At 60.0% G+C, this 22,745-nt stretch carries 23 protein-coding genes; 13 read left to right on the top strand and 10 right to left on the bottom strand.

What is annotated here, in order from left to right; genetic code table 11:
• Window positions 1-164 precede the first annotated feature (164 nt).
• From AC1DCP_RS06250 to coaD, 3 genes are read right to left on the bottom strand one after another with little or no spacing between them, the layout of a single operon-like run.
• Window positions 165-674: a peptidylprolyl isomerase gene (locus tag AC1DCP_RS06250; RefSeq protein WP_003515547.1), complete on the bottom strand. Its 510-nt coding sequence runs from the start codon at window positions 672-674 to the stop codon at window positions 165-167.
• Window positions 675-710: 36 nt separating this feature from the next.
• Window positions 711-1,280: a peptidylprolyl isomerase gene (locus tag AC1DCP_RS06245; protein ID WP_112152872.1), complete on the bottom strand. Its 570-nt coding sequence runs from the start codon at window positions 1,278-1,280 to the stop codon at window positions 711-713.
• A 29-nt stretch (window positions 1,281-1,309) separates the two neighbouring features.
• Window positions 1,310-1,804: a pantetheine-phosphate adenylyltransferase gene (gene coaD, locus AC1DCP_RS06240; protein ID WP_003515552.1), complete on the bottom strand. Its 495-nt coding sequence runs from the start codon at window positions 1,802-1,804 to the stop codon at window positions 1,310-1,312.
• A 418-nt stretch (window positions 1,805-2,222) separates the two neighbouring features.
• On the opposite strand from coaD, the gene AC1DCP_RS06235 reads away from it, so the two are divergent.
• The 8 genes from AC1DCP_RS06235 to AC1DCP_RS06200 all read left to right on the top strand — a co-directional run bounded on the left by AC1DCP_RS06235 (window position 2,223) and on the right by AC1DCP_RS06200 (window position 9,915).
• Entirely contained in the window at window positions 2,223-2,402 is a 180-nt protein-coding gene (locus AC1DCP_RS06235) for a hypothetical protein (protein WP_003515553.1), read from the top strand.
• A 41-nt stretch (window positions 2,403-2,443) separates the two neighbouring features.
• Complete coding sequence (locus AC1DCP_RS06230; RefSeq protein ID WP_003515556.1) at window positions 2,444-2,578, top strand: hypothetical protein; 135 nt, start codon at window positions 2,444-2,446, stop codon at window positions 2,576-2,578.
• A 270-nt stretch (window positions 2,579-2,848) separates the two neighbouring features.
• On the top strand, window positions 2,849-4,741 hold the full coding sequence (locus tag AC1DCP_RS06225) for a peptidylprolyl isomerase (RefSeq protein ID WP_013636263.1): 1,893 nt from the start codon (window positions 2,849-2,851) through the stop codon (window positions 4,739-4,741).
• Between the two features lie 16 nt (window positions 4,742-4,757).
• On the top strand, window positions 4,758-5,792 hold the full coding sequence (gene trpD, locus AC1DCP_RS06220; RefSeq protein WP_013636264.1) for an anthranilate phosphoribosyltransferase: 1,035 nt from the start codon (window positions 4,758-4,760) through the stop codon (window positions 5,790-5,792).
• A 19-nt stretch (window positions 5,793-5,811) separates the two neighbouring features.
• Window positions 5,812-6,627, top strand: a complete 816-nt coding sequence (trpC, locus tag AC1DCP_RS06215) for an indole-3-glycerol phosphate synthase TrpC (RefSeq protein WP_112152873.1) — start codon at window positions 5,812-5,814, stop codon at window positions 6,625-6,627.
• A 7-nt stretch (window positions 6,628-6,634) separates the two neighbouring features.
• A complete protein-coding gene (gene moaC, locus AC1DCP_RS06210) occupies window positions 6,635-7,126 on the top strand; it encodes a cyclic pyranopterin monophosphate synthase MoaC (RefSeq protein ID WP_065687307.1) in 492 nt (163 codons plus the stop codon).
• Window positions 7,127-8,344 (top strand): molybdopterin molybdotransferase MoeA, encoded by a 1,218-nt coding sequence (locus AC1DCP_RS06205; RefSeq protein ID WP_065687306.1) that lies wholly within the window; start codon window positions 7,127-7,129, stop codon window positions 8,342-8,344. It abuts the gene before it with no gap.
• A gap of 500 nt (window positions 8,345-8,844) precedes the next feature.
• Window positions 8,845-9,915 carry a GGDEF domain-containing protein gene (locus tag AC1DCP_RS06200; RefSeq protein ID WP_476774187.1) on the top strand — a complete coding sequence of 357 codons (1,071 nt, stop codon included), beginning with the start codon at window positions 8,845-8,847 and terminating at the stop codon, window positions 9,913-9,915.
• A gap of 96 nt (window positions 9,916-10,011) precedes the next feature.
• On the opposite strand, the gene AC1DCP_RS06195 is transcribed toward AC1DCP_RS06200, so the two are convergent.
• From AC1DCP_RS06195 to AC1DCP_RS06185, 3 genes are all read right to left on the bottom strand, one after another.
• Window positions 10,012-10,620 carry a pyridoxamine 5'-phosphate oxidase family protein gene (locus AC1DCP_RS06195; protein WP_013636268.1) on the bottom strand — a complete coding sequence of 203 codons (609 nt, stop codon included), beginning with the start codon at window positions 10,618-10,620 and terminating at the stop codon, window positions 10,012-10,014.
• A gap of 52 nt (window positions 10,621-10,672) precedes the next feature.
• On the bottom strand, window positions 10,673-12,484 hold the full coding sequence (locus tag AC1DCP_RS06190; RefSeq protein WP_013636269.1) for a monovalent cation:proton antiporter-2 (CPA2) family protein: 1,812 nt from the start codon (window positions 12,482-12,484) through the stop codon (window positions 10,673-10,675).
• A gap of 222 nt (window positions 12,485-12,706) precedes the next feature.
• Window positions 12,707-13,075: a gamma-butyrobetaine hydroxylase family protein gene (locus AC1DCP_RS06185; RefSeq protein ID WP_003515573.1), complete on the bottom strand. Its 369-nt coding sequence runs from the start codon at window positions 13,073-13,075 to the stop codon at window positions 12,707-12,709.
• A gap of 85 nt (window positions 13,076-13,160) precedes the next feature.
• Here AC1DCP_RS06185 and moaA point away from each other — a divergent pair, with 85 nt between their 5' ends.
• From moaA to mobB, 5 genes are all read left to right on the top strand, one after another.
• Window positions 13,161-14,258, top strand: coding sequence for a GTP 3',8-cyclase MoaA (moaA, locus tag AC1DCP_RS06180; protein WP_019566166.1), 1,098 nt, complete (start codon window positions 13,161-13,163; stop codon window positions 14,256-14,258).
• A 153-nt stretch (window positions 14,259-14,411) separates the two neighbouring features.
• On the top strand, window positions 14,412-15,380 hold the full coding sequence (locus AC1DCP_RS06175) for a DMT family transporter (protein WP_065659332.1): 969 nt from the start codon (window positions 14,412-14,414) through the stop codon (window positions 15,378-15,380).
• Between the two features lies 1 nt (window position 15,381).
• Entirely contained in the window at window positions 15,382-16,581 is a 1,200-nt protein-coding gene (locus tag AC1DCP_RS06170) for a multidrug effflux MFS transporter (protein ID WP_065687304.1), read from the top strand.
• On the top strand, window positions 16,578-17,204 hold the full coding sequence (mobA, locus tag AC1DCP_RS06165) for a molybdenum cofactor guanylyltransferase MobA (protein ID WP_025593629.1): 627 nt from the start codon (window positions 16,578-16,580) through the stop codon (window positions 17,202-17,204). Before AC1DCP_RS06170 ends, mobA begins: the two co-directional genes overlap by 4 nt.
• Complete coding sequence (gene mobB / locus AC1DCP_RS06160) at window positions 17,201-17,716, top strand: molybdopterin-guanine dinucleotide biosynthesis protein B (RefSeq protein WP_065660874.1); 516 nt, start codon at window positions 17,201-17,203, stop codon at window positions 17,714-17,716. The genes mobA and mobB overlap by 4 nt, the downstream gene beginning before the upstream one ends.
• 190 nt (window positions 17,717-17,906) lie before the next feature.
• Here mobB and AC1DCP_RS06155 read toward each other — a convergent pair whose 3' ends face one another.
• The 4 genes from AC1DCP_RS06155 to serS form a co-directional block, all read right to left on the bottom strand.
• On the bottom strand, window positions 17,907-19,472 hold the full coding sequence (locus AC1DCP_RS06155; RefSeq protein WP_476774186.1) for a peptidoglycan DD-metalloendopeptidase family protein: 1,566 nt from the start codon (window positions 19,470-19,472) through the stop codon (window positions 17,907-17,909).
• Between the two features lie 345 nt (window positions 19,473-19,817).
• Window positions 19,818-20,459: a protein-L-isoaspartate(D-aspartate) O-methyltransferase gene (locus AC1DCP_RS06150; RefSeq protein WP_081308406.1), complete on the bottom strand. Its 642-nt coding sequence runs from the start codon at window positions 20,457-20,459 to the stop codon at window positions 19,818-19,820.
• Window positions 20,460-20,467: 8 nt separating this feature from the next.
• Complete coding sequence (surE, locus tag AC1DCP_RS06145) at window positions 20,468-21,238, bottom strand: 5'/3'-nucleotidase SurE (protein ID WP_003515592.1); 771 nt, start codon at window positions 21,236-21,238, stop codon at window positions 20,468-20,470.
• 211 nt (window positions 21,239-21,449) lie between these two features.
• Entirely contained in the window at window positions 21,450-22,733 is a 1,284-nt protein-coding gene (gene serS, locus AC1DCP_RS06140; protein WP_065687302.1) for a serine--tRNA ligase, read from the bottom strand.
• Between the last annotated feature and the right edge of the window lie 12 nt (window positions 22,734-22,745).

Genomic DNA, 22,745 nt, shown 5'->3' with positions numbered 1-22,745 from the left:
CCTGCATGGCATGGGGCGGGTGGTGGGTGATGACAAGGCTTCCGACTACACTCGAAGTCATCCTCGGCTTGTCGCGAGGATGAGGTCTGAGAGGTTGGCGCCATCATCAATGTGAAACGCCCCGCAGTTTCCTGCGGAGCGGGTAAACACTTTATACGCTATTATCAGGCCGCCGAAGCAAGCTTCATCGAAACGATTGAATCGGGGTCCTTCACAGGCTCGCCGCGCTTGACCTTGTCGATGGCTTCCATGCCTTCGATGACCTGGCCCCATACGGTGTACTGCTTGTTCAGCCACGGCGAATCGGTGAAGCAGATGAAGAACTGCGAGTTGGCGGAGTTCGGGCTCTGCGAACGGGCCATCGAGCAGGTGCCGCGTACGTGGGAAATAGCCGAGAATTCAGCCTTGAGGTCAGGCTTCTCGGAGCCGCCCATGCCGGCGCGGGCCGGGTTGAAGCTTTCCGAACCCTTCTTGCCGAACTTCACATCGCCCGTCTGTGCCATGAAGTCTTCGATGACGCGGTGGAACACGACGCCGTCGTAAGCGCCTTCCGATACCAGTTCCTTGATACGGGCAACGTGGCCCGGAGCAACTTCCGGAAGCAGCTGGATCACGACCTTGCCGGTCGTCGTTTCCATGATGATGGTGTTTTCCGGATCCTTGATCTCGGCCATGATTATTCTCCTCTGTTCGGGCTCTATTGCCCTACCTTACTTCTTGCCGACGGTGACCTTGATCATCCGGTCGGGGTTGGAAACTTCGCCGTTGCCGCCGGCGCCACGCTTGATCTTGTCCACGGCTTCCATGCCGGACACGACCTTGCCGACCACGGTGTACTGGCCGTTCAGGAACGGACCGTCGGCAAACATGATGAAGAACTGCGAATTGGCGGAATTCGGATCGCTGGAACGGGCCATGCCGACAACGCCGCGCGTGAACGGTGTCTTGGAGAACTCAGCCGGAATGTCGGCCATGTCAGAGCCGCCGGTGCCGGCACGCTGGGCGTTGAAGCCCTTCTCCATGTTGCCGTACTGCACGTCGCCGGTCTGCGCCATGAAACCGTCAATGACGCGGTGGAAGGCCACGTTGTCATAGGCGCCCTTTTTCGCCAGCGCTTCAATCTGCGCCACGTGCTTGGGCGCGACTTCCGGCATCAGTTCGATGACGACGGGGCCGTCCTTCAGCTGGACGGTCAGGTATTCGGCAGCCGAAGCGAAGGTGCTGGCGGCAAGCGCGCCCGCAAACAGGGCGCCGGCAAAGGCAAATCGAACGAGTTTCATTGGATTGGCTCCGGAATGTGAGGCTGAAGTCAGCGCTTCAGCTTGGCGTTGAGGGCTTCAAGCACGGCTTTGGGAACGAAGGCATCCACATTGCCGCCCATGGCGGCGATCTGCCGGACCAATGTGGCTGTAATGGGTCGCGACGACGTACCCGCCGGCAGGAACACGGTCTGTATATCAGGTGCCATCTGGCGGTTCATGCCGGCCATCTGCATTTCATAATCGAGATCGGTGCCGTCACGCAGGCCGCGCAGAAGAAGGCGCGCGCCATGTTGACGGGCTGCATCGACGACCAGATTGTCGAAGGAAACGACCTCAACGCGCGCCGCCTCACCGGGCAGGCTTTCAGAAAGCGCCCGGCTTATCAGCGTCGCCCGCTCCTCGAAGCTGAACAGCGGTGCTTTTCCGGGATGGATACCGACGGCGACGATGACTTTGGACGCCACGTTCAGCGCCTGGATAAGCACATCCAGATGTCCGTTGGTCATCGGATCGAAGGATCCTGGATAAAAGGCAATCGTCATATCGCTCTCAAGTGGTGGGCGTTATGTGCCGCCTTTTGTCACGGAGATGGGCGCGGCGCAAGACTTTTACAACCCGGACGCCCTCCGGGTGCGGTCTGAACAACGGATGAATGCGCCGTTCAGTGCGGTTTCAGGGCTCATTTATATAAATACACGGCATCGGGAAACCGAAATGCCCCTCACCTCGTTAAGCCCCCGGAGAAATGAAAATGCTGGCCTTTATGATCGTCTTTTCGGTCATCGCATCATTCGCAGCCGAGTATCTTTTCCTCGAATGAGGCCAGTCGCCGGTTTCCTGAACGCCAGATGAACAAGCCATTCAAGGAAGTTTCACAGGCGCGATGCTAATCGATTTTTAAGGTTGACGCGGAACATGATTGGACGTGGCGCGTTAATATCAAACCAAAGGAACAGACAGATGTTTGTAAGAGAAAAACAGTCTACTTCGGCGAAAATCAGCGTTATCAGCACCGCCTGGACAGTACTGGTCATCGCAATGGTAGCAACAACGTTTAGCCTTTATGATCAGAAGCCTGCCGCCCAGGGACCGGACTATCCACAGATGACCGCCCGCTACCAGTCCATGACCTATTACTGATGAGGAACTAGGATTTCCTCGCTACCAACGGAGATGATATCATGTTCACTTTCCTGACTCTGCTTCTTGCCCTGATCAGCATTATGTTCGTGACGTCGATGATCTCCGCAGTCGCCGAGATGCGACGTGAAGACGAGGAATTCAAGGCCTCGGTAAGACGCAACCGCGCGTTCTGACCGCAACCATCAGACTTAGCCGTCTTTCAGAATATGATTCTCCGCAACCGCCTGGACGCTCCGGGCGGTTTTATTTTGCCGCCTTAAGGGCCAGTATGGCGAAGATGAAGGCGTAAAAACCTAGCCCCAATCACATAAGCGTTTTCAAAACCCCGTTTTTCCAAGGCAAATTCCCTTCAATTTCCCATTGGATTGATTTAAGGAACGCCGATACGTTGCGGGCCGGACGGCTGGCGACCGCAATGACGTTCCTGTGAGGTTTGCATAACGATGCTCGATTCCCTGAGAAATGCTTCTCGAACCATGGCAGCCAAGCTGCTGCTTCTCCTGCTTGTTGTTTCGTTTGGCGTCTGGGGCGTCTCCGCATCACTCGTCACCTCCAATTCGCATGCGGTCATGACCGTCGGCGACCAGACGGTCAGCCCGCAGGAATTCCGCCTCGCCTATCAGCGTCAGGTTTCCGATCTCAGCCGCCAGTTCGGCGCGAGACTGACGACCGAACAGGCCAAGGCCTTCGGCATCGACCGTCAGGTGTTCAGCCAGCTTGCGGCGGGTGCCTCGCTTGACGAACTGGCGTCGAAGATGAATCTCGGCCTTTCGGAAGACCGGCTCGCCAATCTCATCGCCGAAGACCCGGCCTTCAAATCGGTTAATGGTCAGTTCGATCGCACCCTGTTCACCGAACGGCTGCGCAACTCCGGCCTGCGCGAAGACGACTATATCAAGGAACGCAGCAAGGTCGCGGTCAGAAGCCAGATCGTTGAAGCCGTTTCCGATGGTTTCAAGGCACCGCAGGTACTGGTGGACGCACTCAAGCAATACCGCAACGAACAGCGCTCGGTCGATTACGTCATCCTGTCCAACGCCGTCATTGCGCCGGTCAAGGCGCCGGGCGACGACGTGCTTGCACCCTGGTTTGAAACCAACAAGGCGAAATATCGCGCGCCCGAGTTCCGCAAGTTCACCTATGTGAAGCTGGAACCATCGGACATTGCCGATCAGGCTTCGGTGACGGATGCGCAGATCGCCGACTATTACAACAGCCACAAGGACAGCTTCCGCACCGCCGGTCGCCGCACCGTCGAGCAGCTGACCTTCCCGGAAAAGGAAATGGCAGAAGCCGCCGCGGAGCAGATCCGCCTCGGCAACACCACCTATGATCAAGTGGTGAAGGATCAGGGCAAGACCGCCTCCGACGTGACGCTTGGCGAATTCACCAAGGACACGATCCCCGACCAGTCGATTGCCGATGCTGCTTTCGCCGTCCAGAAGGATGGCGGCGTGTCTCCGGTCGTGGCAGGGTCCTTCGGCCCGGTCATCCTGCGCATCACCGGCATCAAGCCGGAAACCACCCGCACGCTGGAAGAAGCGAAAGAGGACATCCGCAAGGACCTCGCCACCGCTGCTGCAGCCGAAGAAGTCACCAATGTGCATGACCGTTACGAAGACCTGCGTGCCGGCGGCTCCTCGCTTGCCGATGCGGCAAAGCAGCTGAACCTCAAGCCCGTCACCATCGACGCCATCGATGCCGCCGGTCTTGATGAAAAGGGCGACGCCATTCAGGACCTGCCCTCGCCGCAGCTTGCCCAGGAAGTCTTCAAGACCGAACCCGGCACCGAAGCCCTGCCGATCAATCTCGGCCGCGAAGGCTACATCTGGTTCGACGTCGATCAGATCATCCCCGCCCGCGACCGCACGCTTGCCGAAGTGCGCGACGATGTCGTGGCCGACTGGACGGCAGAGCAGCAGCGCACGGCGCTTGCCACCAAGGCTGACGAGCTGAAGGCACGCGTTGAAAAGGGCGAGACACTGGCAGCGGTGGCTGGCGAACTCGGCCTTGCCGTCGAGCAGAAATCCGGCCTGCGCCGCACCAGCGAGGACGCGATTTTCGGTCGCCAGACGATTACGGCGGTATTCTCCGGCGCTGAAGGCATGACAGGCACCGCGGCAGACGCCGATGGTTCCAGCCGCATCCTCTTCAAGGTCACGGCAGTCGACACAAACGCGCCTGCCGATGCGCTTGCCAATGACGATCAGCAGTTCGCAGCCATTGCCCGCGCGGCAGGCGACGACATGCTCGACCAGATGGTCAACCGCCTGCAGAACGACTACGGTGTGACCATCAATCAGGCCCTCGCCGATCAGGCGATGGTCGGCTTCTAACCGGGGGGCGGAAACGATGGCCGAACTGAAACCGCTGATCGCAAAGGTCGCAAACGGGGAAAGCCTGAACCGTGAGGAATCGCGGGCCGCTTTCGACATTCTGATGTCGGGCGAAGCAACCCCGTCGCAGATCGGCGGTTTCCTGATGGCACTGCGCGTGCGCGGCGAGACGGTGGACGAGATTGTCGGCGCCGTCTCCTCCATGCGCGCGCGCATGCTGCCGGTTTCGGCCCCCGAAAACGCGATCGACATCGTCGGAACCGGCGGTGACGGCATCGGCACCTACAATATCTCGACGCTCGCCTCGATCATCGTTGCCGGCACGGGCCTTCCCGTTGCCAAGCACGGTAACCGGGCGCTAAGCTCCAAATCCGGCACGGCGGATGCGCTGTCCGCACTCGGCGTGAAGCTGGATATCGGCCCTGACCTTATCGCCCGCTGCATCAGTGAGGCGGGACTCGGCTTCATGTTCGCGCAGCTGCACCATTCCGCCATGCGCCATGTCGGTCCAAGCCGCGTCGAACTTGGCACGCGCACCATCTTCAACCTGCTCGGCCCGCTTTCCAACCCGGCGGGCGCGAAGCGCCAATTGCTCGGCGTCTTTTCGCCGCGCTGGCTGGTGCCGCTTGCCGAAGTGCTGCGCGATCTCGGCTCGGAAAGCATCTGGGTCGTACATGGCGACGGCATGGATGAAGTCACGACGACAGGCGTCACCCATGTGGCGGCGCTTGAAAACGGCAAGATCCGCACCTTCGACCTGACGCCGAAGGATTTCGGTGTTGAACCCGCTTCCATGGCAGACCTCAAGGGTGGCGACGGCATTGCCAATGCAGCGGCACTTCGCGAGGTTCTGTCCGGCAAGCGCAACGCCTATCGCGACGTATCGCTGTGCAACGCCGCGGCAGCCCTTGTCATTGCCGGCAAGGCCGAAACGCTTGGCGAGGCGATGACGACCGTGAGCCAAGCGCTCGACAGCGGCGCGGCGGCAGCAGCGCTCGACCGCCTGGTCGCTGTCTCCAATGAAACAGTCTCCGGGCAGGCCGACCACTAAAAGGAATGAGAGCGAAACCATGAGCGACATTCTGAAAAATATCGAGATCTACAAGCGCGAGGAAATTGCCGCCGCCAAGGCCAGGGTTTCACTTGCCGATCTCAAGGCGATGGCCGCAGGCCAGACTGCGCCGCGCGGTTTTTACAAAGCGCTGCGGACAAAGCAGGCTGAGGGCAAATTCGGTCTGATTGCCGAAATCAAGAAGGCCAGCCCCTCCAAGGGGCTGATCCGCCCGGATTTCGATCCGCCGGCACTGGCCGCCGCCTATGAGGCTGGTGGCGCCGCCTGTCTTTCCGTGCTGACGGACACGCCGAGCTTTCAGGGTGCGCCGGAATTTCTGACGGCTGCCCGCAATGCCTGCGCGCTGCCTGCGCTGCGCAAGGATTTCATGTTCGACACCTATCAGGTGCATGAGGCCCGCGCCTGGGGCGCGGACTGCATCCTGCTCATCATGGCGTCTCTTTCCGACGATGAGGCGAAACGCCTTGAAGACGAGGCTTTTTCACTAGGCATGGACGTACTGGTCGAGGTGCATGATGCGGAAGAAACCGAACGGGCGCTGAAGCTCGCCTCGCCGCTTCTCGGCATCAATAACCGCAATCTGCGCACTTTCGAGGTCAGCCTCGAAACCAGCGAGAAACTGGCTGGCCTCGTGCCCGCCGACAAGCTGCTGGTCGGCGAAAGTGGCATCTTCACCTATGGGGATTGCCAGCGCCTCGAAAAGAGCGGCATCAGCACCTTCCTCGTCGGCGAAAGCCTGATGCGCAAGGACGATGTGACAGCAGCTACCAAAACCCTGCTAACCGGCCAATCCGGCGTTCTGGCGGCGGAATGATGCGCCGATGAGCGAGGCGACAAAGCTCACCCATATCGATGCGAGCGGCGAGGCCCATATGGTCGATGTCGGCGACAAAGCCGAGACCGTCCGTGTCGCCGTTGCCGAAGGCTTCGTGAAGATGAAGCCGGAAACGCTGGCGCTCATCCGCGATGGTAATGCCAAGAAGGGTGACGTCATCGGCACAGCCCGGCTCGCGGGCATCATGGCAGCCAAGCAGACGGCAAACCTCATCCCGCTCTGCCACCCGCTGATGCTGACCAAGGTTGCGGTGGACATTACCGAAGACGCTGCCCTGCCCGGCCTGCGGGTGGAGGCAATGGTGAAGCTTTCCGGCAAGACCGGCGTGGAGATGGAGGCGCTGACCGCCGTGTCCATCGCCTGCCTGACCATTTACGATATGGCCAAAGCCGCCGACAAGGCGATGGAGATCGTCAATATCCGCCTTCTCGAAAAGAGCGGCGGCAATTCGGGCGATTTCCGGCGACAGGAGACCTGAATGAAGCCACTGCTGCCCGTGGATGAGGCCGTAACGCGCCTTCTGGAGGCGGCGGTTCCTGTGGTTGACAGCGAAACCCTTCCGCTCGCCGAATGCGATGGCCGCGTCCTTGCGGCTGACCTTGCGGCGCGTCTTACCCAGCCGCCTTTCGATGCCTCGGCCATGGACGGCTATGCGCTGCGCAGTACCGATGCGCCACAAATCGGGTCAGTCCTCACCGTCATAGGCCAGGCTGCCGCAGGCCACGCTTTCGCGGGCACGGTGGGTAAAGGCGAGGCCGTGCGTATCTTTACCGGCGCACCGGTGCCAGCGGGTGCGGATGCCATTCTCATTCAGGAAGATGCCGAGCTTCTCGGCGAGGGCAAAATCCGCACCGCTTTCGACATCACCGCCGGGCGCCACATTCGCCCGCGCGGACAGGATTTTGCCGAGGGCGACACCGTTTTGAAGTCCGGCCGCGAACTCTGCTTCACCGATCTCACCGTTGCGGCGGCGATGAATCACGCAACGCTTGCAGTCTATCGCAAGCCACTGGTCGCCATCCTTGCCACCGGCGACGAATTGCTGCCGCCCGGAAGCACGCCCCTTCCCGCCCAGATCATCGCCTCGAACACCTTCGGTGTCGCCGCACTTGCGCGGGCAGCCGGTGCGGAGGTTCTCGATCTCGGGATTATACCCGACAACGACACGCTGATCCGCGCCACCATCGGCAAGGCTGTCGCGGCAAAGGCCGATGTGCTCGTGACGCTCGGCGGCGCCTCTGTCGGCGACCATGATCTCGTTCAGGCGGCGCTTAAGGCCGAAGGCATGCAGCTCGATTTCTGGCGCATTGCCATGCGTCCTGGAAAACCGCTGATGGTGGGCACCATCGATGCCATGCAGGTTCTGGGCCTGCCAGGAAATCCAGTCGCGAGCCTCGTCTGCGGCCTGCTGTTCCTCGAGCCACTGCTCCACAGAATCGCCCGCCGCATTCCGCCGCAACGCGTCACCACAGCCCGAACCGCCACACCGCTGAAGGCGAACGATCACCGGCAGGATTATCTTCGCTCCCGTTTCAGCGCCGATGACAACGGCGCTCTGGTGGCGCAAGCCTATGCCAAACAGGATTCATCCATGATGAACATACTGGCACATTCAGACGGCCTGATCGTGCGCCCGCCAAATGCGCCGGCAGTTGACGCAGGTGCGGAATGCTCGGTGATACGGCTTAGAGCCTGACGGGACATATTCCGGCGGCGCACAAAACAACGCATTGTTTCAAAATCTTGCGCAATTTCCACCGCAAGTAGTCACAGAAATGAGACGAACTGCAGCCACTCCTGTTGAGACGACGTAATAAAAACTGTAACGTTGCTGTATCCGGACATGCGCGAAGAAGTTCGTTACTTATAAGCGGCGTCTCGCCAGATGAAAAACTCCGTGCCTCAACCATCTCCCGATTATCACCCTACGTTGTTGCGCCGAAATAAATCACCCTAAAATCACTATCGGGATTGACAGAATAAATACGAAGCTGGCACCAAGACAAGCAGTAGAAATCAAAAAACTCCGGAACTTCCTCGAAATGAGAATTACTTATAATTATCAGCTAAATAAGATAAAAATTGCCGAAGATCAAATTTCAGGGAACAAAAATTAGTTTCCCATAAATTAAGCTTTTCAAAACGGCCTACATAATAATAATCATAGTCGATAAGCAGACTCACTGGAGTTTCTTGATGAACACGGCATCCACGCCCAAATCCACGGGGCCCGACATCGCCGGGCAGATTGCCTACGCCATGCGGAGCATGGGTGTGTCGCCGATCCCGCGCAACTATAGCCTTTTTTACGAAGCCTATATTGGCTCGAACCCGGCGCTGACGAGAGATCTGGCGGCACTGGGAAACCGGGTGACGCAGGAGGATCTGGACGAATTGTCCGCGCGGTACGGGGAAGGCAATCCCATTGCCTCGATCGACGACGCGCACGAGAAGCTGCGGCGTGAACTGGAGGCACTTCTCGGAACGCTGAGGCGCGAACAGTCCTCCATCGAGAACTACAACAGAATTCTCGGCGAGACCCGTCAGCGCATTGACGACAAGACCGTATCGAGCACCAATATCCTGAAAAATGCGGTCTCGCTGCTGGCCGAGGCCACCGGCTCGAAAATCATCGATGGCGAAAAGGCGTTCAACGACGTCAACCGCCATGCCGAGGAAATGCAACAGGTGCGTCTGGAGCTGGATGAATACAAGCGCATCGCCAATACCGATTCGCTGACGCGCCTTTCCAACCGTCGCGCTTTCGATGACAGGCTGGCCTCCGTCTACGACAGCTCCATCGGCCTGCAATATACGACGCTCATCCTGCTCGACATCGACCATTTCAAGCGGATCAACGATACGTTCGGCCACCCGGTCGGCGACAAGATACTGGCCACAGTCGCCTCCGTCATCCGCGCCAATGTCCGCAAGGACGGCTTCGTCGCCAGAAGCGGCGGCGAGGAATTCGCCATCATTCTTGATGGCAACACGCCGGAAGAAGTCATGGTGATCTGTGAGCGCATCCGCCTGTCGCTGGAAAGCACACCGTTCCGCAATTCAAGATCGGGCGCCGACTACGGTACGGTGACGATCTCGATAGGCTTCGCCTCCGCCTCGCAGGCAAACAATCCGGGCGAACTTTACGGACATGCCGATATGGCACTTTACCACGCCAAGGAAACCGGCAGGAACCGTTCCGTCATTTACGAGGACGGCATGCAGAAGAACTATATCGGCAAGAACTGGCTGATTTATCGGACGTGAGAAGGATGGCGCCGGTTAGTGAGCATATTGAATGCAGTGCTCCCTCCGCCCCCACGCCCTGTTGCGTGAGCACCTGTTGCTGCGGCAAAAGACACGTCACCACATGGTCTTCGCCGCCCGAACCGCCCATTCGCGGTCATAAGTCTCCTGATCGAACTCCGCCTTGGCGGCTTTGAGCAGGCTGCCGGGTGTGGGCAGTGACGCGGGTTCCACGAAGTTATCGGGGTTCCACAGTTCCGAGCGCATCAAGGCCCTCGCGCACTGGAAATAGACCTCGTCGATTTCGACCACAATGACGGTGCGCGGGTGTTTTCCGTCCATTTCGAAGCTTTGCAGCAGATCGGGTGCGACCGAAACGAGAGCGCGGCCGTTGATGCGCATCGTTGTATTCGAGCCCGGGATCAGGAACATCAGCGCCACGCGTGGATCGCGCACGATGTTCAAAAGCGAATCGATGCGGTTGTTGCCGCGCCAGTCGGGCAAAAGCACCGTCCTGTCGTCGGCCACCCTTACCACACCGCCCTTGTCGCCGCGCGGCGAACAGTCCATGCCTTCCGGCCCGACAGTCGCCAGCGCCAGAAATGGCGAAGCCTCGATCATCTGCCGGTATTCGGCGGTCAGCGTGGCTGTCACCTTCGCGATAGATGCCTCGCTTGTGCCATCGTAAATGGCCTTCAATTCCTCAACCGTGCGAATGACCGTCATTGTCCGCTCCAACTCCTGCAATCAATCTGCCCCACCCATAAATCAGGGCGCGTTATTCCTCTGCCGCTTCCGCTTTTTCCCGCTCCGCCCGTTCGCGCGCGGTGCGTGCAGCAACGAGGTCCGCCGGCTGGGCATTGCCGCGGATCAGCGACCGGCCCGCATAAATGCCGCCGACGACTTCCATCGCGAAACGTTCCTCGTCGCGGTCGCGGAATTCCTCCACCAAGCGGGCAGCATCTTCCCGCTCCTCGCCCATGGCGCCAAGCACTTCCTCGCTGAAATTCATCGCCGATTCCAGCGTCTCGCGGATCTGGTAATCCACGCCGGCCTTCACAAGATCGATTGCGTGGCCACGGTCATAGGCACGGGCAAGAACGGGAACCAGCGGAAACTCATGCTTGACGATCTCCGCGATCCGCACAGCGGCTTCCTTGTCGTCGACGCAGATCAGCACGGCACGCGCGGTGCTTGCCCCGGCGGCATGCAGGATTTCCGCGCGTGAACCATCGCCATAATAGACCTTGAAACCGAATTCCGCAGCATCGCGCACAAAGTCGGCATCCTTGTCGATCAGCGACAGCGTGTAGCCACGCGCGAGAAGCGGCTGGCTGACAATCTGGCCGAAACGCCCGAAACCGATCAGCAGAATGCTGCCCTCGACATTTTCCGGCACATCGAGATCATCGGTCTTGGGAACGGCCGCCGGCACCAGCCGGTCGTGCAGAATGACCATCAGCGGCGTCAGCACCATCGAGATGATGATGGTCGCCGTCAGGATGGCGTTGGCTTCGCGGTCGAGGATGCCGGCGCTGACAGCGGCGGAATAGAGCACGAAGGCGAATTCGCCACCCTGCGCCATCAACACGGCCCGCTCCAGGCTTTCGCGCCTGGTGGTGCCGAGCGCCCGCGCCACGCCGTAGATCAGGAATGCCTTGAGCAGCATGTAACCTGCGACGCTGACGACCACGAGCTGCCAGTTCGACGCAATGACGGCAAGATCGATCGCCATGCCGACGCCAAGAAAGAACAGGCCGAGCAGAATGCCGCGAAACGGCTCGATATCCGCTTCCAGCTGATGGCGGAACGACGATTCGGACAGTAGCACACCAGCCAGAAACGCGCCCATCGCCATGGAAAGACCGCTGACCTGCATCAACAGCGCCGAACCGAGCACCACCAGCAAAGCGGCGGCTGTCATTACCTCGCGCGCACCGGACGCCGCCAGCAGGCGGAAGAACGGGTTGAGAAGATAACGCCCGGCCAGAATGAGCGCGCCGACGGCGGCAAGCGCGATGCCGACGGAAATCCAGCGCTCCGAGGGTGTGACGTGCTCACCACCAGCACCGAGGAAGGCAACGAGCGCCAGAAGCGGCACGATGGCGAGATCCTCAAACAGCAGGATGGCGATGATGCGCTGGCCCTTGAGGCTGGACATGCTGTTGCGTTCCTGCAGCATCTGCATGACGATTGCCGTGGAAGTCAGCACGAAGCCGGTACCGGCGACAAATGACATGATGAGCGGAAAGCCGAGACTGACGCCAACCATCGTCAGACCCGCCATACAGACCAGCACCTGCAGCGCGCCAAGCCCGAAAATATCCTGCCGCATGGACCACAGCCGTGACGGCTGCATTTCAAGGCCGATGATGAACAGGAACATCACCACGCCGAGTTCGGCGATATGAAGGATCGCCTGCGAATCGGAGAAGAAACCGAAGCCATATGGCCCGATCACCAGGCCGGCGGCCAGATAACCCAGCACCGAACCGAGGCCTATGCGCTTGAAAATCGGCGCGGCCACCACGCCCGCCGCCAAAAGCACGACCACCTGGGCCAGATCATTTCCGTTCGCTTCGACCGCCACACATCACCCCGTTTAAATTGATAGAACGAGGGTGTTCCCTCCCTCACTTCCTAGCGCATCAGTATGAAAATCGAAAATGATTTTACAGAAGGACGATACGCAGATTCAACGGGTTATTTGTCCATAAGGCATGTGGGCTTCAGATGCCGCTGCCCTTCTCCCCTCATTTCTGTGCTTGTCACAGGAATGAGGGTGGGGAGTATCCGCAGGCCTTGCGCCCGCCTACCGGGATAGCGGTTCCCTGCTCAAGCCCTTTTCGGCGAGCTGTCGCTCATAATCGGCAAACGATGCGTCGCCGGTCTCTCCCAGTTCCTTCAGATATCTCCAGGTAAAGATGCCGCTGTCATGGCCGTCGTCGAAGACGATGCGCACGGCATAATTGCCCGTCGCCATCATGGAGCGGATCGTCACGTTGCGCTTGCCGGGAACAGTGACCTTCTGGCCCGGCCCGTGGCCCTGCACTTCCGCGGAGGGTGAAAGCACGCGCAGCATCTCGGCGCCAAGCCGATAGACGCTTCCATCATCGAAGGAAACGGTCAGTTGCCGCCGGTCTTTCGACACAAGCAGTTCAGTCGGCCAGGCATCACTCATTTTTCACTTCCGCAAGCTCGTCTTATGCGTCAGAATTACGGACTTGCCTCGCGATAGGCAAGTCACTACATCACCTGTAAAGCACATGCCCGGCAATCTTGTGCCCGGCGCATCGCGCAGTGAGGACGGAGACGTGAACAGTTTCCCCGGATCGCTCGAAAGAGCGCAGTCCCTGACGGAAAACAAAGCACCGATGGTGGACCCTTTCGGTCGGTCCATAACCTATCTGCGCGTTTCCGTGACAGACCGCTGCGATTTCCGCTGTACCTACTGCATGTCCGAACACATGACCTTCCTGCCGAAGAAGGACCTTCTGACGCTGGAGGAACTCGACCGGCTCTGTTCCGTCTTCATTCAACGGGGCGTGCGCAAGCTGAGGTTGACCGGCGGCGAGCCGCTGGTGCGCAAGAACATCATGATGCTGGTGAGGAACCTCGGCCGCCATATTGGCACCGGCGCGCTGGATGAGCTGACGCTGACCACCAACGGTTCGCAGCTTGCGAAATTCGCCGCTGAACTCGCCGATTGCGGCGTGCGGCGCATCAACGTCTCGCTCGATACGCTGGACCCGCAGAAATTCCGCGAGATCACCCGCTGGGGCGATATCGACCGTGTGATGGAAGGGCTGGATGCCGCGCAGGCCGCCGGCATCAAGATCAAGCTCAATGCCGTCGCGCTGAAGGACTTCAACGAGACTGAAATTCCCGAGCTGATGCGTTTCGCCCATGGTCGCGGTATGGACCTGACTGTCATCGAGACCATGCCGATGGGCGAGATCGAGGAAGATCGTACCGATCGCTACCTGCCGCTTTCCAGGCTGCGCGCCGATCTGGAACAAAGCTTCACACTTGTAGACAACGACTACCAGACCGGCGGCCCTGCCCGCTACGTGACGGTGAAGGAAACCGGTGGCAGGCTCGGTTTCATCACACCCATGACCCATAATTTCTGCGAAAGCTGCAACCGCGTCCGCCTCACCTGCACCGGTACGCTCTATATGTGTCTCGGGCAGGACGATGCCGCCGACCTTCGCACGGCGCTGCGCGCTTCCGACAGCGACGCCTATCTCTCGGGCGCCATAGACGAGGCCATTTTGCGCAAGCCGAAAGGGCATGATTTCATCATTGACCGCACCCACAAGCGCCCCGCTGTCGCCCGCCATATGAGTGTGACCGGCGGCTGAACCTGTTTCTCGTCCACCCACCCATTTAAGCGGTTGAAATGCCGGCTTGGCCGTGTCAGGTCTCTTGGCATGGAGGAATGCGCGGTCCCGCCCGGCGGGCGACCCCTGAGAGGAATTTGGGGTTAGGCTGCGCATGGTCTGGGACAGTATGAAATGGCATTGACGGACAATACGCGCGGCGCCCTTCTGATGGCGCTCGCCATGGCAAGCTTTACGGCCAACGACGCCCTGACGAAATCCGTCACCCCCTACATCAATACCGGCCAGATCATGTTCGTGCGCGGCATCATGACGGTGGTGCTGATTTATATCGCCGCCCGGCACTTCGGCGCGCTCCGGCCGCTGAAAACCCTGATGCGCCCCATCATCATCCTGCGCTGTCTCTGCGAAGTGACAGCCGCCGTTCTCTATCTGACGGCGCTCGGACTCATAGAATTTTCCAACGCCTCGGCCATATTGCAGTCCCTGCCGCTGATCGTCACGCTGGGTGCCGCACTGTTCCTGCGCGAGCCCGTCGGCTGGCGGCGCTGGGCGGCGATCATCGTCGGCTTCATTGGCGTGCTCGTCATCATCCGGCCCGGCCCGGAAGGCTTCACCTCAGGCGCGCTGCTGGTCGTCGCCTCGCTGGCGGTCACCGCCGCGCGTGATCTTCTGACCCGCAAGATGTATGCGGATGTCCCCTCGCTTGCCGTCACCTTCGTTACCGCCTCCGTCAACATGGCGGTGGGTGGCCTGCTGATCCAGCCCTTCGGCGGCTGGCAGCCCATGAACTTCATGATCCTGTCGCATCTGGCCGGTTCTGCCGTTCTGGTGCTGGTCGGTTACCAGGCAATCATTCTGGCAATGCGAACCGGTGAAATCTCCTTCGTCGCGCCGTTCCGTTACACCAGCCTGCTCTGGGGTTTCATGATCGGCGTGTTCTTCTTCAACGAAAAGATCGACAGCTTCACGATCGTCGGCGCCGTGATCGTCATCGGCTCGGGCCTCTACACCTTCTACCGTGAAAGCCTGCGCAAGCGCTCGCAGATGGCCAAGCGCTCCGCCGCCACGCCCACTGCCGCGACCACCGTGCGGCCAGCTTCCGTAACGAAAGCTGCCTTTACGGAAAAAGCGGGAGAATGACATGAAAAACGCCCGCTTTCTGGATCGCACCACCCCGCCCCACATCATCACGCTCGTCGTTATCGCCGGCGTCGCGGCGCTTTGCATGAACCTGTTCCTGCCCTCGCTTGCAGCGATGGCGCTCGATTTCGAGACCGATTACGCCGTGATGCAATTTGCCGTGTCCGGCTATCTTGCCGCTACAGCCTGCCTGCAACTCCTCATCGGCCCGCTATCCGATCTTTTCGGACGCCGGCCCGTCATGCTTGCCAGCATCGCGATGATGATCGTCGCCACGCTAGTCTGCATGCTGGCGCCAGATATCACCGTCTTCATGTTCGGGCGTGTGGCGCAGGCGGCCGTCGTTTCCGGTTTCGTGCTGGCGCGCGCCATCGTGCGCGACATGGTGCCGATGGAACAAGCCGCTTCGATGATCGGCTATGTGACCATGGGCATGTCAGTGGTGCCGATGGTCGGCCCCACGGTTGGCGGTCTGCTCAACGATATCTCCGGATGGCAATCCAGCTTTGCGCTTCTTGCCCTGCTCGGGGTCGGCATTCTGGTGCTCGCCTGGTTTGATCTCGGCGAAACCAATCACAACAGATCGGCAAGCTTCTCGCAGCAGTTCCACGCCTGGCCGGAACTTCTGCGCTCGCCACTCTTCTGGGGATATGCGCTGACCTCGACCTTCTCGTCGGGCATGTTCTTTTCGTTTCTCGGCGGCGCCCCCTTCGTCGGCAGCGTGCTTTATGGCCTTGCCCCGGCCATGCTCGGCCTGCAATTCTTCTTCATGGCCAGCGGCTACATGCTCGGCAACTTCGTCTCCGGCCGTTATGCGAGCCAGATCGGCATCACCCGCATGATGCTGTCGGGCAATGTCGTCGCCATCGCCGGCATTGTCGCAGCCATAGCGCTGATCTCCACTGGGGCGGAAAGCCCCTATGCGTTTTTCGTGCCGCTTGCGCTCATTGGTGTCGGAAACGGTGTGACACTGCCAAGTGCCAATGCAGGCATGGTCAGCGTCCAGCCGCATCTGGCAGGCTCCGCCTCCGGTCTCGGCGGCGCCATGACCATCGGCGGCGGTGCGGCACTTTCCGTGCTTGCCTCCTCGGTTCTGTCCAAGGAGGACGGAACCTGGCCGCTTCTTCTCGTGATGCTGGCGACCGGCCTTGTCGCCCTCCTCACCACCTATATTGTAAGGCTGCAGGAAAAGCGGCAATGACGGCGCGATTTGAAATACCCGGTCTTGTGCTTGCCGGCGGCCTGTCGCGACGGATGGGCACCAACAAGGCGACCGTGATGCTGGGCGACGAACCGCTGCTTTCCCATGTCGTGCGCCGCATCGCGCCACAGGTGTCAGATGTCACCATCAATGCCGCGAATGGCTGGGCCGAAAGCTTTGGCCTGCCGTTGCTGCCTGACACCGTGAACGGCCATGCCGGGCCGCTCGCTGGCGTTCTCGCCGGCATGCGGCATTTCCAGAACCATCACGCCCGGAAAAGCCACTTCCTGACAGTGCCCGCCGACAGCCCGTTCTTTCCCGAAGATCTCGTCGACCGCCTCTGCGAACACATGGCCGAAGACGCAATCGTCATCGCCGCCTCCAGCGGCCAGTTGCACCCGGTTTTCGCGCTATGGCCCGTGGCGCTCGCGGACGATCTGGAGGAATGGCTGAAGAACGATGCAAACCGGCGCATCCGCGCCTATCTTGCACGACACGTCACGATCGGTATCGCCTTCCCGCCGCTGGAAACGGCCAAGGGCAGCCTCGATCCGTTCTTCAACATCAACACGCCGGATGAACTGGCGCTCGCTCGAAGCTATCTGGAGAGCATGGAACCATGATGAGCCAAAAGGTCTTCGGTATTGCCGGCTGGAAAAACTCGGGCAAGACCGGCCTTGCGGTCCGCATCGTCACCGAGCTGACGGCGCGCGGCTATCGGGTCTCGACCATCAAGCATGCCCATCATGATTTCGATATCGACAAGGTTGGCGCCGATAGTTGGCGTCACCGTCAGGCGGGCGCGCACGAGGTCACCATCGTCTCCGGTACCCGCTTTGCCATCATGCATGAATTGCGCGGCGAAGCCGAACCGTCCTTTAAGGAAATCCTCGCCCGCCTCGCCCCTTGCGATCTCGTACTGATCGAGGGTTACAAATACGAGCCGGTGCCGAAGATCGAGGCGCGCCGACTGGAAGCTGCCAAGACCGAACCGCTTGCCGGAAGCGATCCGCACATCATCGCAATTGCCGCCGACCACGCGGTGACCGACACCACCCTTCCCGTCTTCGATCTCGACGATACCGCCACGATTGCGGACTTCATCGAGAAGACGGTTGGGTTGGTGAGGGCGTAACTGCCGTTTCGGCAAACTCTTCTCCTCCGTCATCCTCGGGCTTGACCCGGGGGCCCGCAAACCGACCGCACCATGGATCCTCGGGTCAAGCCCGAGGATGACGTCGAATGTGTGAGGACGCTTGGCCTACCCCCAAAAATGAAAAAGCCGGGCGTTCGGCCCGGCTTCATCATTCCTTGAGACGCAATACCTATTCAAGGAAACCGGAGGGGTTCACCGGCGTCGCATCCTTGCGAACTTCGAAGTGAACCTGAGGACGTTTGGCGCTGCCGGTCATGCCTGACGTGGCAATGGTCTGGCCGCGCTGAACCTTCTGGCCGCGCTGCACGTCGAGATTGGCGGCGTTGCCGTAAACGGTGACCTTACCGTCGTCATGACGGACGAGAACCGTGTTGCCGAGCTGCTTAAGGCCATTGCCCGCATAGATGACCACACCGTTTTCGGCGGCCTTGATTGGCGTGCCTTCCGGAACGGAGATGTTGATGCCATCGTTGCGGCTGCCTTCGACGTTGTCGCCGAAATTGTTGATGACGGCGCCACGAACCGGCCAGCGATATTTGCCGATGCCCGTGGATTCCGGAGCGAGCGAGGCCATATCGGACTTCTTCTCGATATCGCCGACGCTTGCCGTTGCGGCAGGAGCGGACGGTACGGTCGCAGCTGCGGCAGGAGCCTTGTAGGGTTCCGGCTTGGCGGATGCGGTTTCCACTGCCTTGGCCGCTTCCTTTGCAGGTACGGAGGCTGTCTTGATGGCGTCGGTCGAAGCACCCGGCATGGCGAGTGTCTGGCCGACACGGATGCTTTCGGTGGAAATGCCGTTCGCGGCCTTGAGGGCTGCAACCGAAACGCCGTTTTCACGAGCGATCTTTGCCAGGCTGTCGCCCGGCTGAACCTTGTAACCACCGGCTGGCGGCATAGGCTTGCCACCGGGAGGTGTGAGCTTGCCGTTTTCGGCCGAAACCTTGTCGCGGGCAACACTCTGCGAGGGCAGCACGGCTACCTTCTGGTCTGGACCACGCAGCGGGTTCGGCTCGTCGCCGTTGCTGTTGAGCGCAATGTCACCAGCCGCAGCCTTGGCGGCATTGCGGACCTGACCGAATTTCGGAATAAGGATCGACTGGCCAGCCTGCGCGGACGCCGCGGTCTTCAGACCGTTGACCCGCAGCAGTTCCTTTTCGGGAACGCCGTAGCGGTTGGAGATAGTCGCGATGCTTTCACCCGGACGCAGCGTTACCGAAGAGGCGCCATCCGTATGCCAGCCGTTCTTGTCGGAACGGACGGTTGCGGTGGTGAGATTGTCGGCAACGGGAGCGGCAGCCTGCTGTGCAGGCGCTGCGAGAGACGGAGCGGCTGGTCGTTGTGCGGACGGGAAAGGCTGGGCCATGGCTTCGTTGCGGGTCGACGGGTCGCGGCTTGCCACCGCCGGCGGAGCCGACAGCTCGGAGCGCTGCACCGGAGAGGCCGAAGCCGAACGGGCCGTCGAAGGCTGAACGCCACCGCCATAACCGCCGGAAGACGGATAGGAGTTGGCCGCCATGTTCTGATTGGCGTAGCCGCCCTGGGGTGCCGCAGAGGCATAACCACCGTTCATGTCGCCTTGCGGGACCGGGGCCTGCCCATAAGCACCGCCGCCCTGGCGGGCTGGAATTGACGCTGTCGTCATCCGATCCGGTCCACTGGAAAAGAGGCCGCTGAACCGCGTTGCATCCGAGCTACAGCCCGTTGCGACGCTTGCCAGCAATGCCGCTGCGAACATTTTTGCGACTGATTTTCCGATTTTAGACGAATGTCTCATACGCATAACTCGATCTACACTGACGCCAACCCGCCGCATCGAGGTCGATCCGGCACAAATTTCACTTCTTGCAAGGCCCATTTCCCGATCCCGGGAAAACCATGCGTCGATGTTTATGATTAAAGCGCGTTAGTGTTACCACGCCGTTAAAACGTTAAGCCGCTCGGCGCTTTTTTGACACTTCGATAACCATGACGAAAACGGCACGTGTCATGTCGGAACAATATTATTATGGAAAATCAGTTGGTTGTGATGATTTAGAACATTCTAAGACGAAAATTAATCGCCTTCGATATTTTCATTTTGTCACAAATGCCGCGCAATATGGCTGCCAAGCGGCAGATAGGGCGTCTCGAACAGCTCTTCCTTCTCGAAGCGGCTGCCGGTCTTGGAGAAGCGCGTCATCATGCAGCGCCCGTCTTCCAGAATGATCGGCGCGATCATCATGCCGCCGGAGACGATTTGCTCGGCGAAAAAGCGGGGCATGGTGGTAAAGGCGGCGGTGGCGACGATTCGGTCGAAGGTGCCCTCGCCGACCAGACCGTTGCTGCCATCCGCCTGGCGGATGACGACATTGCGGATGGAAAGATCGTCCAGACAGTTCTGCGCCTGCTGCACCAGCGTCTTGTATCGCTCCAGCGAAAAGACCCGCTCCACCCGGCGCGCGATGATCGCCGTCATGAAACCGCTGCCGGTGCCGATTTCCAGCACGCGCTGGCCCGGCTTCAATTGCAGGCGGGCCAGGATTTTCACCGCCATGTCAGCGCCTTCCATGAAGGCGCCGCAGTCGATCGGGATTGTACGGCTGGAATAGGCATCAGCGGCGAATTGCGGCGGCACGAATTTGGAGCGCGGCGTCTGTTCGACCGCCGTCAAAAGGTCGAGATCGGAAATCCCCTCGCCCCGCAAGCGGAGAACGAGAGCGGCAAAACCTTCCTTTTCAACCATTGCGGATTTCAATCGGCGACTCCGAATCCAAGTGCTTGCGCAACCCGATCCTTGACCGTGTAATCCGTAAGGTCAAGCTTTAGCGGCGTGACCGAAATCTTGCCGTGCTTCAAAGCGTGGATATCCGTGCCCTCACGGAAGGTGCCGAGGCGTTCGCCAAAGCGCAGCCAGTAATAAGGAAGACCGCGGCCATCCTGGCGTTCTTCTACCGTCAGGCCGAAATCGAGCTTGCCCTGCCCGGTAACGGAGACACCCTGCACATCATCAGGTGCGCAATTGGGGAAATTGAGATTGAGGAAGGTGCCATCAGGCAATTCCACATTCATCAGCTTGCGCAGCAGATCCGGCGCATGGGTCTCGGTCACCTCCCACGGCACGACGCGGCCTTCGGAATGGCTGAAAGCCTGGCTGAGTGCGAAGGAGCGTACCCCTTGCAGCGTACCTTCAATGGCGCCGGCAATCGTGCCGGAATAGGTGACATCGTCAGCCATATTGGCGCCGGCATTGACACCTGAGAGTACGAGATCGGGCTTTTCCGGCAGAACTTCACGGATGCCCATAATGACGCAATCGGTCGGCGTACCGCGCAGCGCGAAATGCTTGTCGGAAACCTTGCGCAGCCGCAGCGGCTCGGATAGAGTAAGGGAGTGAGCAAGACCGCTCTGGTCGGTCTCGGGCGCCACGATCCAGACGTCATCGGACAGCGTGCGGGCGATACGTTCCAGCACCGCCAGCCCTTCGGCATGGATACCGTCGTCATTGGTCAGCAAAATCCGCATGTTTCTCTCTCCGCTTTTCATATCTTCCGGGACGGAGCATCCTCCCCACCGGCAGTGAGGTGTGCAGTTCTCTCAACGTCATCCTCGGGCCTGTCCCGAGGATCTAATCACGTCTAAATTAATCGACAGGTTGCAGATCCTCGGGACAGGCCCGAGGATGACGTCGGCGTATTGGAAGATTCTCCTTCCAATAGCACGACGCTGCGCTCCCTCAGGCCGCCTTCTCGATCCGTGTCAGACCGCCCATATAGGGCAGCAGCACGTCTGGAATTGTGACAGAACCGTCGTCGTTCAGGTAATTTTCGAGAACGGCGATCAGGCAGCGGCCGACGGCGGTGCCGGAGCCGTTCAGCGTGTGCACGAACTTCGTCGCCTTGTCGTCCTTGCCGCGATAACGCGCATTCATGCGCCGCGCCTGGAAATCGCCGCAGACGGAGCAGGACGAAATTTCGCGGTAGGTGTTCTGGCCGGGCAACCACACTTCCAGATCGTAGGTCTTGCGCGCGCTGAAACCCATATCGCCGGTGCACAGCGTCATGGTGCGGAAATGCAGGCCAAGACGCTTCAGCACTTCTTCGGCGCAGGCCGTCATGCGCTCATGCTCGGCAACAGCACTTTCCGCGTCGGTGATGGAGACGAGTTCGCATTTCCAGAACTGGTGCTGGCGCAGCATGCCGCGTGTGTCACGGCCGGCAGAGCCCGCTTCCGAACGGAAGGACGGCGTAAGTGCCGTAAAGCGCAGCGGCAGCTTTTCCTGCTCGAGAATTTCGCCGGAGACAAGGTTGGTCAGCGTCACTTCCGCCGTCGGGATCAACCAGCGGCCATCAGTGGTCTTGAACAGATCCTCGGAAAACTTCGGCAATTGGCCGGTGCCGAACATCGCCTCATCGCGCACCATCAGCGGCGAAGAGACTTCCGTGTAGCCATGTTCCGAGGTGTGCAGGTCGATCATGAACTGGCCGAGCGCCCGTTCCAGACGCGCCAGCTGGCTGGTCAGCACGGTGAAGCGCGAGCCGGAAAGCTTGGCAGCCCGCTCGAAATCCATGTAGCCGAGCGCTTCGCCAATCTCGAAGTGCTCCTTTGCTTCATGGTTCCAGCCGGGCTTCTGGCCGACCACGCGGGTCACCACATTGTCGTGTTCGTCCTTGCCGTCAGGAACATCGTCGAAAGGCATGTTGGGCAGGCGCGACAGGGCGTCGTTAAGCTCGGCGGTGACCTGGCGGTCCTCCTCCTCGGCGCGCGGCATGTTTTCCTTGATGTCGGCGACTTCCGCTTTCAGCTTTTCCGCCAGCTCCATGTTCTTCTGCGCCATGGCGGCGCCGATGTCCTTGGAAGCGGCATTGCGACGCGACTGCATGTCCTGCAGGGACTGGATGACGGAACGGCGCTTTTCGTCGAGAGCGATCAGGCTGCTTGCGGCAGGCTCTGCGCCGCGCCGTGCAAGTGCTGCATCAAAGGCTTCGGGGTTTTCGCGTATCCATTTAATGTCGTGCATCGTCGTTCCAGA

The organism is Agrobacterium sp. 10T429 (assembly GCF_056393925.1).
The sequence above is the reverse complement of the archived record's forward strand: the minus strand, read 5'-3'. Positions and strand labels throughout refer to the sequence as shown.

Coding starts and splice junctions, on each gene's coding strand:
- AC1DCP_RS06200 (WP_476774187.1), top strand. CDS start 8,845: ATGAACACGGCATCCACGCCCAAATCCACGGGGCCCGACATCGCCGGG.
- AC1DCP_RS06185 (WP_003515573.1), bottom strand. CDS start 13,075: ATGAGTGATGCCTGGCCGACTGAACTGCTTGTGTCGAAAGACCGGCGG.
- trpD (WP_013636264.1), top strand. CDS start 4,758: ATGGCCGAACTGAAACCGCTGATCGCAAAGGTCGCAAACGGGGAAAGC.
- AC1DCP_RS06150 (WP_081308406.1), bottom strand. CDS start 20,459: ATGGTTGAAAAGGAAGGTTTTGCCGCTCTCGTTCTCCGCTTGCGGGGC.
- AC1DCP_RS06195 (WP_013636268.1), bottom strand. CDS start 10,620: ATGACGGTCATTCGCACGGTTGAGGAATTGAAGGCCATTTACGATGGC.
- serS (WP_065687302.1), bottom strand. CDS start 22,733: ATGCACGACATTAAATGGATACGCGAAAACCCCGAAGCCTTTGATGCA.
- AC1DCP_RS06230 (WP_003515556.1), top strand. CDS start 2,444: ATGTTCACTTTCCTGACTCTGCTTCTTGCCCTGATCAGCATTATGTTC.
- mobB (WP_065660874.1), top strand. CDS start 17,201: ATGATGAGCCAAAAGGTCTTCGGTATTGCCGGCTGGAAAAACTCGGGC.
- moaA (WP_019566166.1), top strand. CDS start 13,161: ATGCCCGGCAATCTTGTGCCCGGCGCATCGCGCAGTGAGGACGGAGAC.
- AC1DCP_RS06245 (WP_112152872.1), bottom strand. CDS start 1,280: ATGAAACTCGTTCGATTTGCCTTTGCCGGCGCCCTGTTTGCGGGCGCG.
- trpC (WP_112152873.1), top strand. CDS start 5,812: ATGAGCGACATTCTGAAAAATATCGAGATCTACAAGCGCGAGGAAATT.
- AC1DCP_RS06205 (WP_065687306.1), top strand. CDS start 7,127: ATGAAGCCACTGCTGCCCGTGGATGAGGCCGTAACGCGCCTTCTGGAG.
- surE (WP_003515592.1), bottom strand. CDS start 21,238: ATGCGGATTTTGCTGACCAATGACGACGGTATCCATGCCGAAGGGCTG.
- moaC (WP_065687307.1), top strand. CDS start 6,635: ATGAGCGAGGCGACAAAGCTCACCCATATCGATGCGAGCGGCGAGGCC.
- coaD (WP_003515552.1), bottom strand. CDS start 1,804: ATGACGATTGCCTTTTATCCAGGATCCTTCGATCCGATGACCAACGGA.
- AC1DCP_RS06250 (WP_003515547.1), bottom strand. CDS start 674: ATGGCCGAGATCAAGGATCCGGAAAACACCATCATCATGGAAACGACG.
- AC1DCP_RS06155 (WP_476774186.1), bottom strand. CDS start 19,472: ATGTTCGCAGCGGCATTGCTGGCAAGCGTCGCAACGGGCTGTAGCTCG.
- AC1DCP_RS06225 (WP_013636263.1), top strand. CDS start 2,849: ATGCTCGATTCCCTGAGAAATGCTTCTCGAACCATGGCAGCCAAGCTG.
- AC1DCP_RS06175 (WP_065659332.1), top strand. CDS start 14,412: ATGGCATTGACGGACAATACGCGCGGCGCCCTTCTGATGGCGCTCGCC.
- AC1DCP_RS06170 (WP_065687304.1), top strand. CDS start 15,382: ATGAAAAACGCCCGCTTTCTGGATCGCACCACCCCGCCCCACATCATC.
- mobA (WP_025593629.1), top strand. CDS start 16,578: ATGACGGCGCGATTTGAAATACCCGGTCTTGTGCTTGCCGGCGGCCTG.
- AC1DCP_RS06235 (WP_003515553.1), top strand. CDS start 2,223: ATGTTTGTAAGAGAAAAACAGTCTACTTCGGCGAAAATCAGCGTTATC.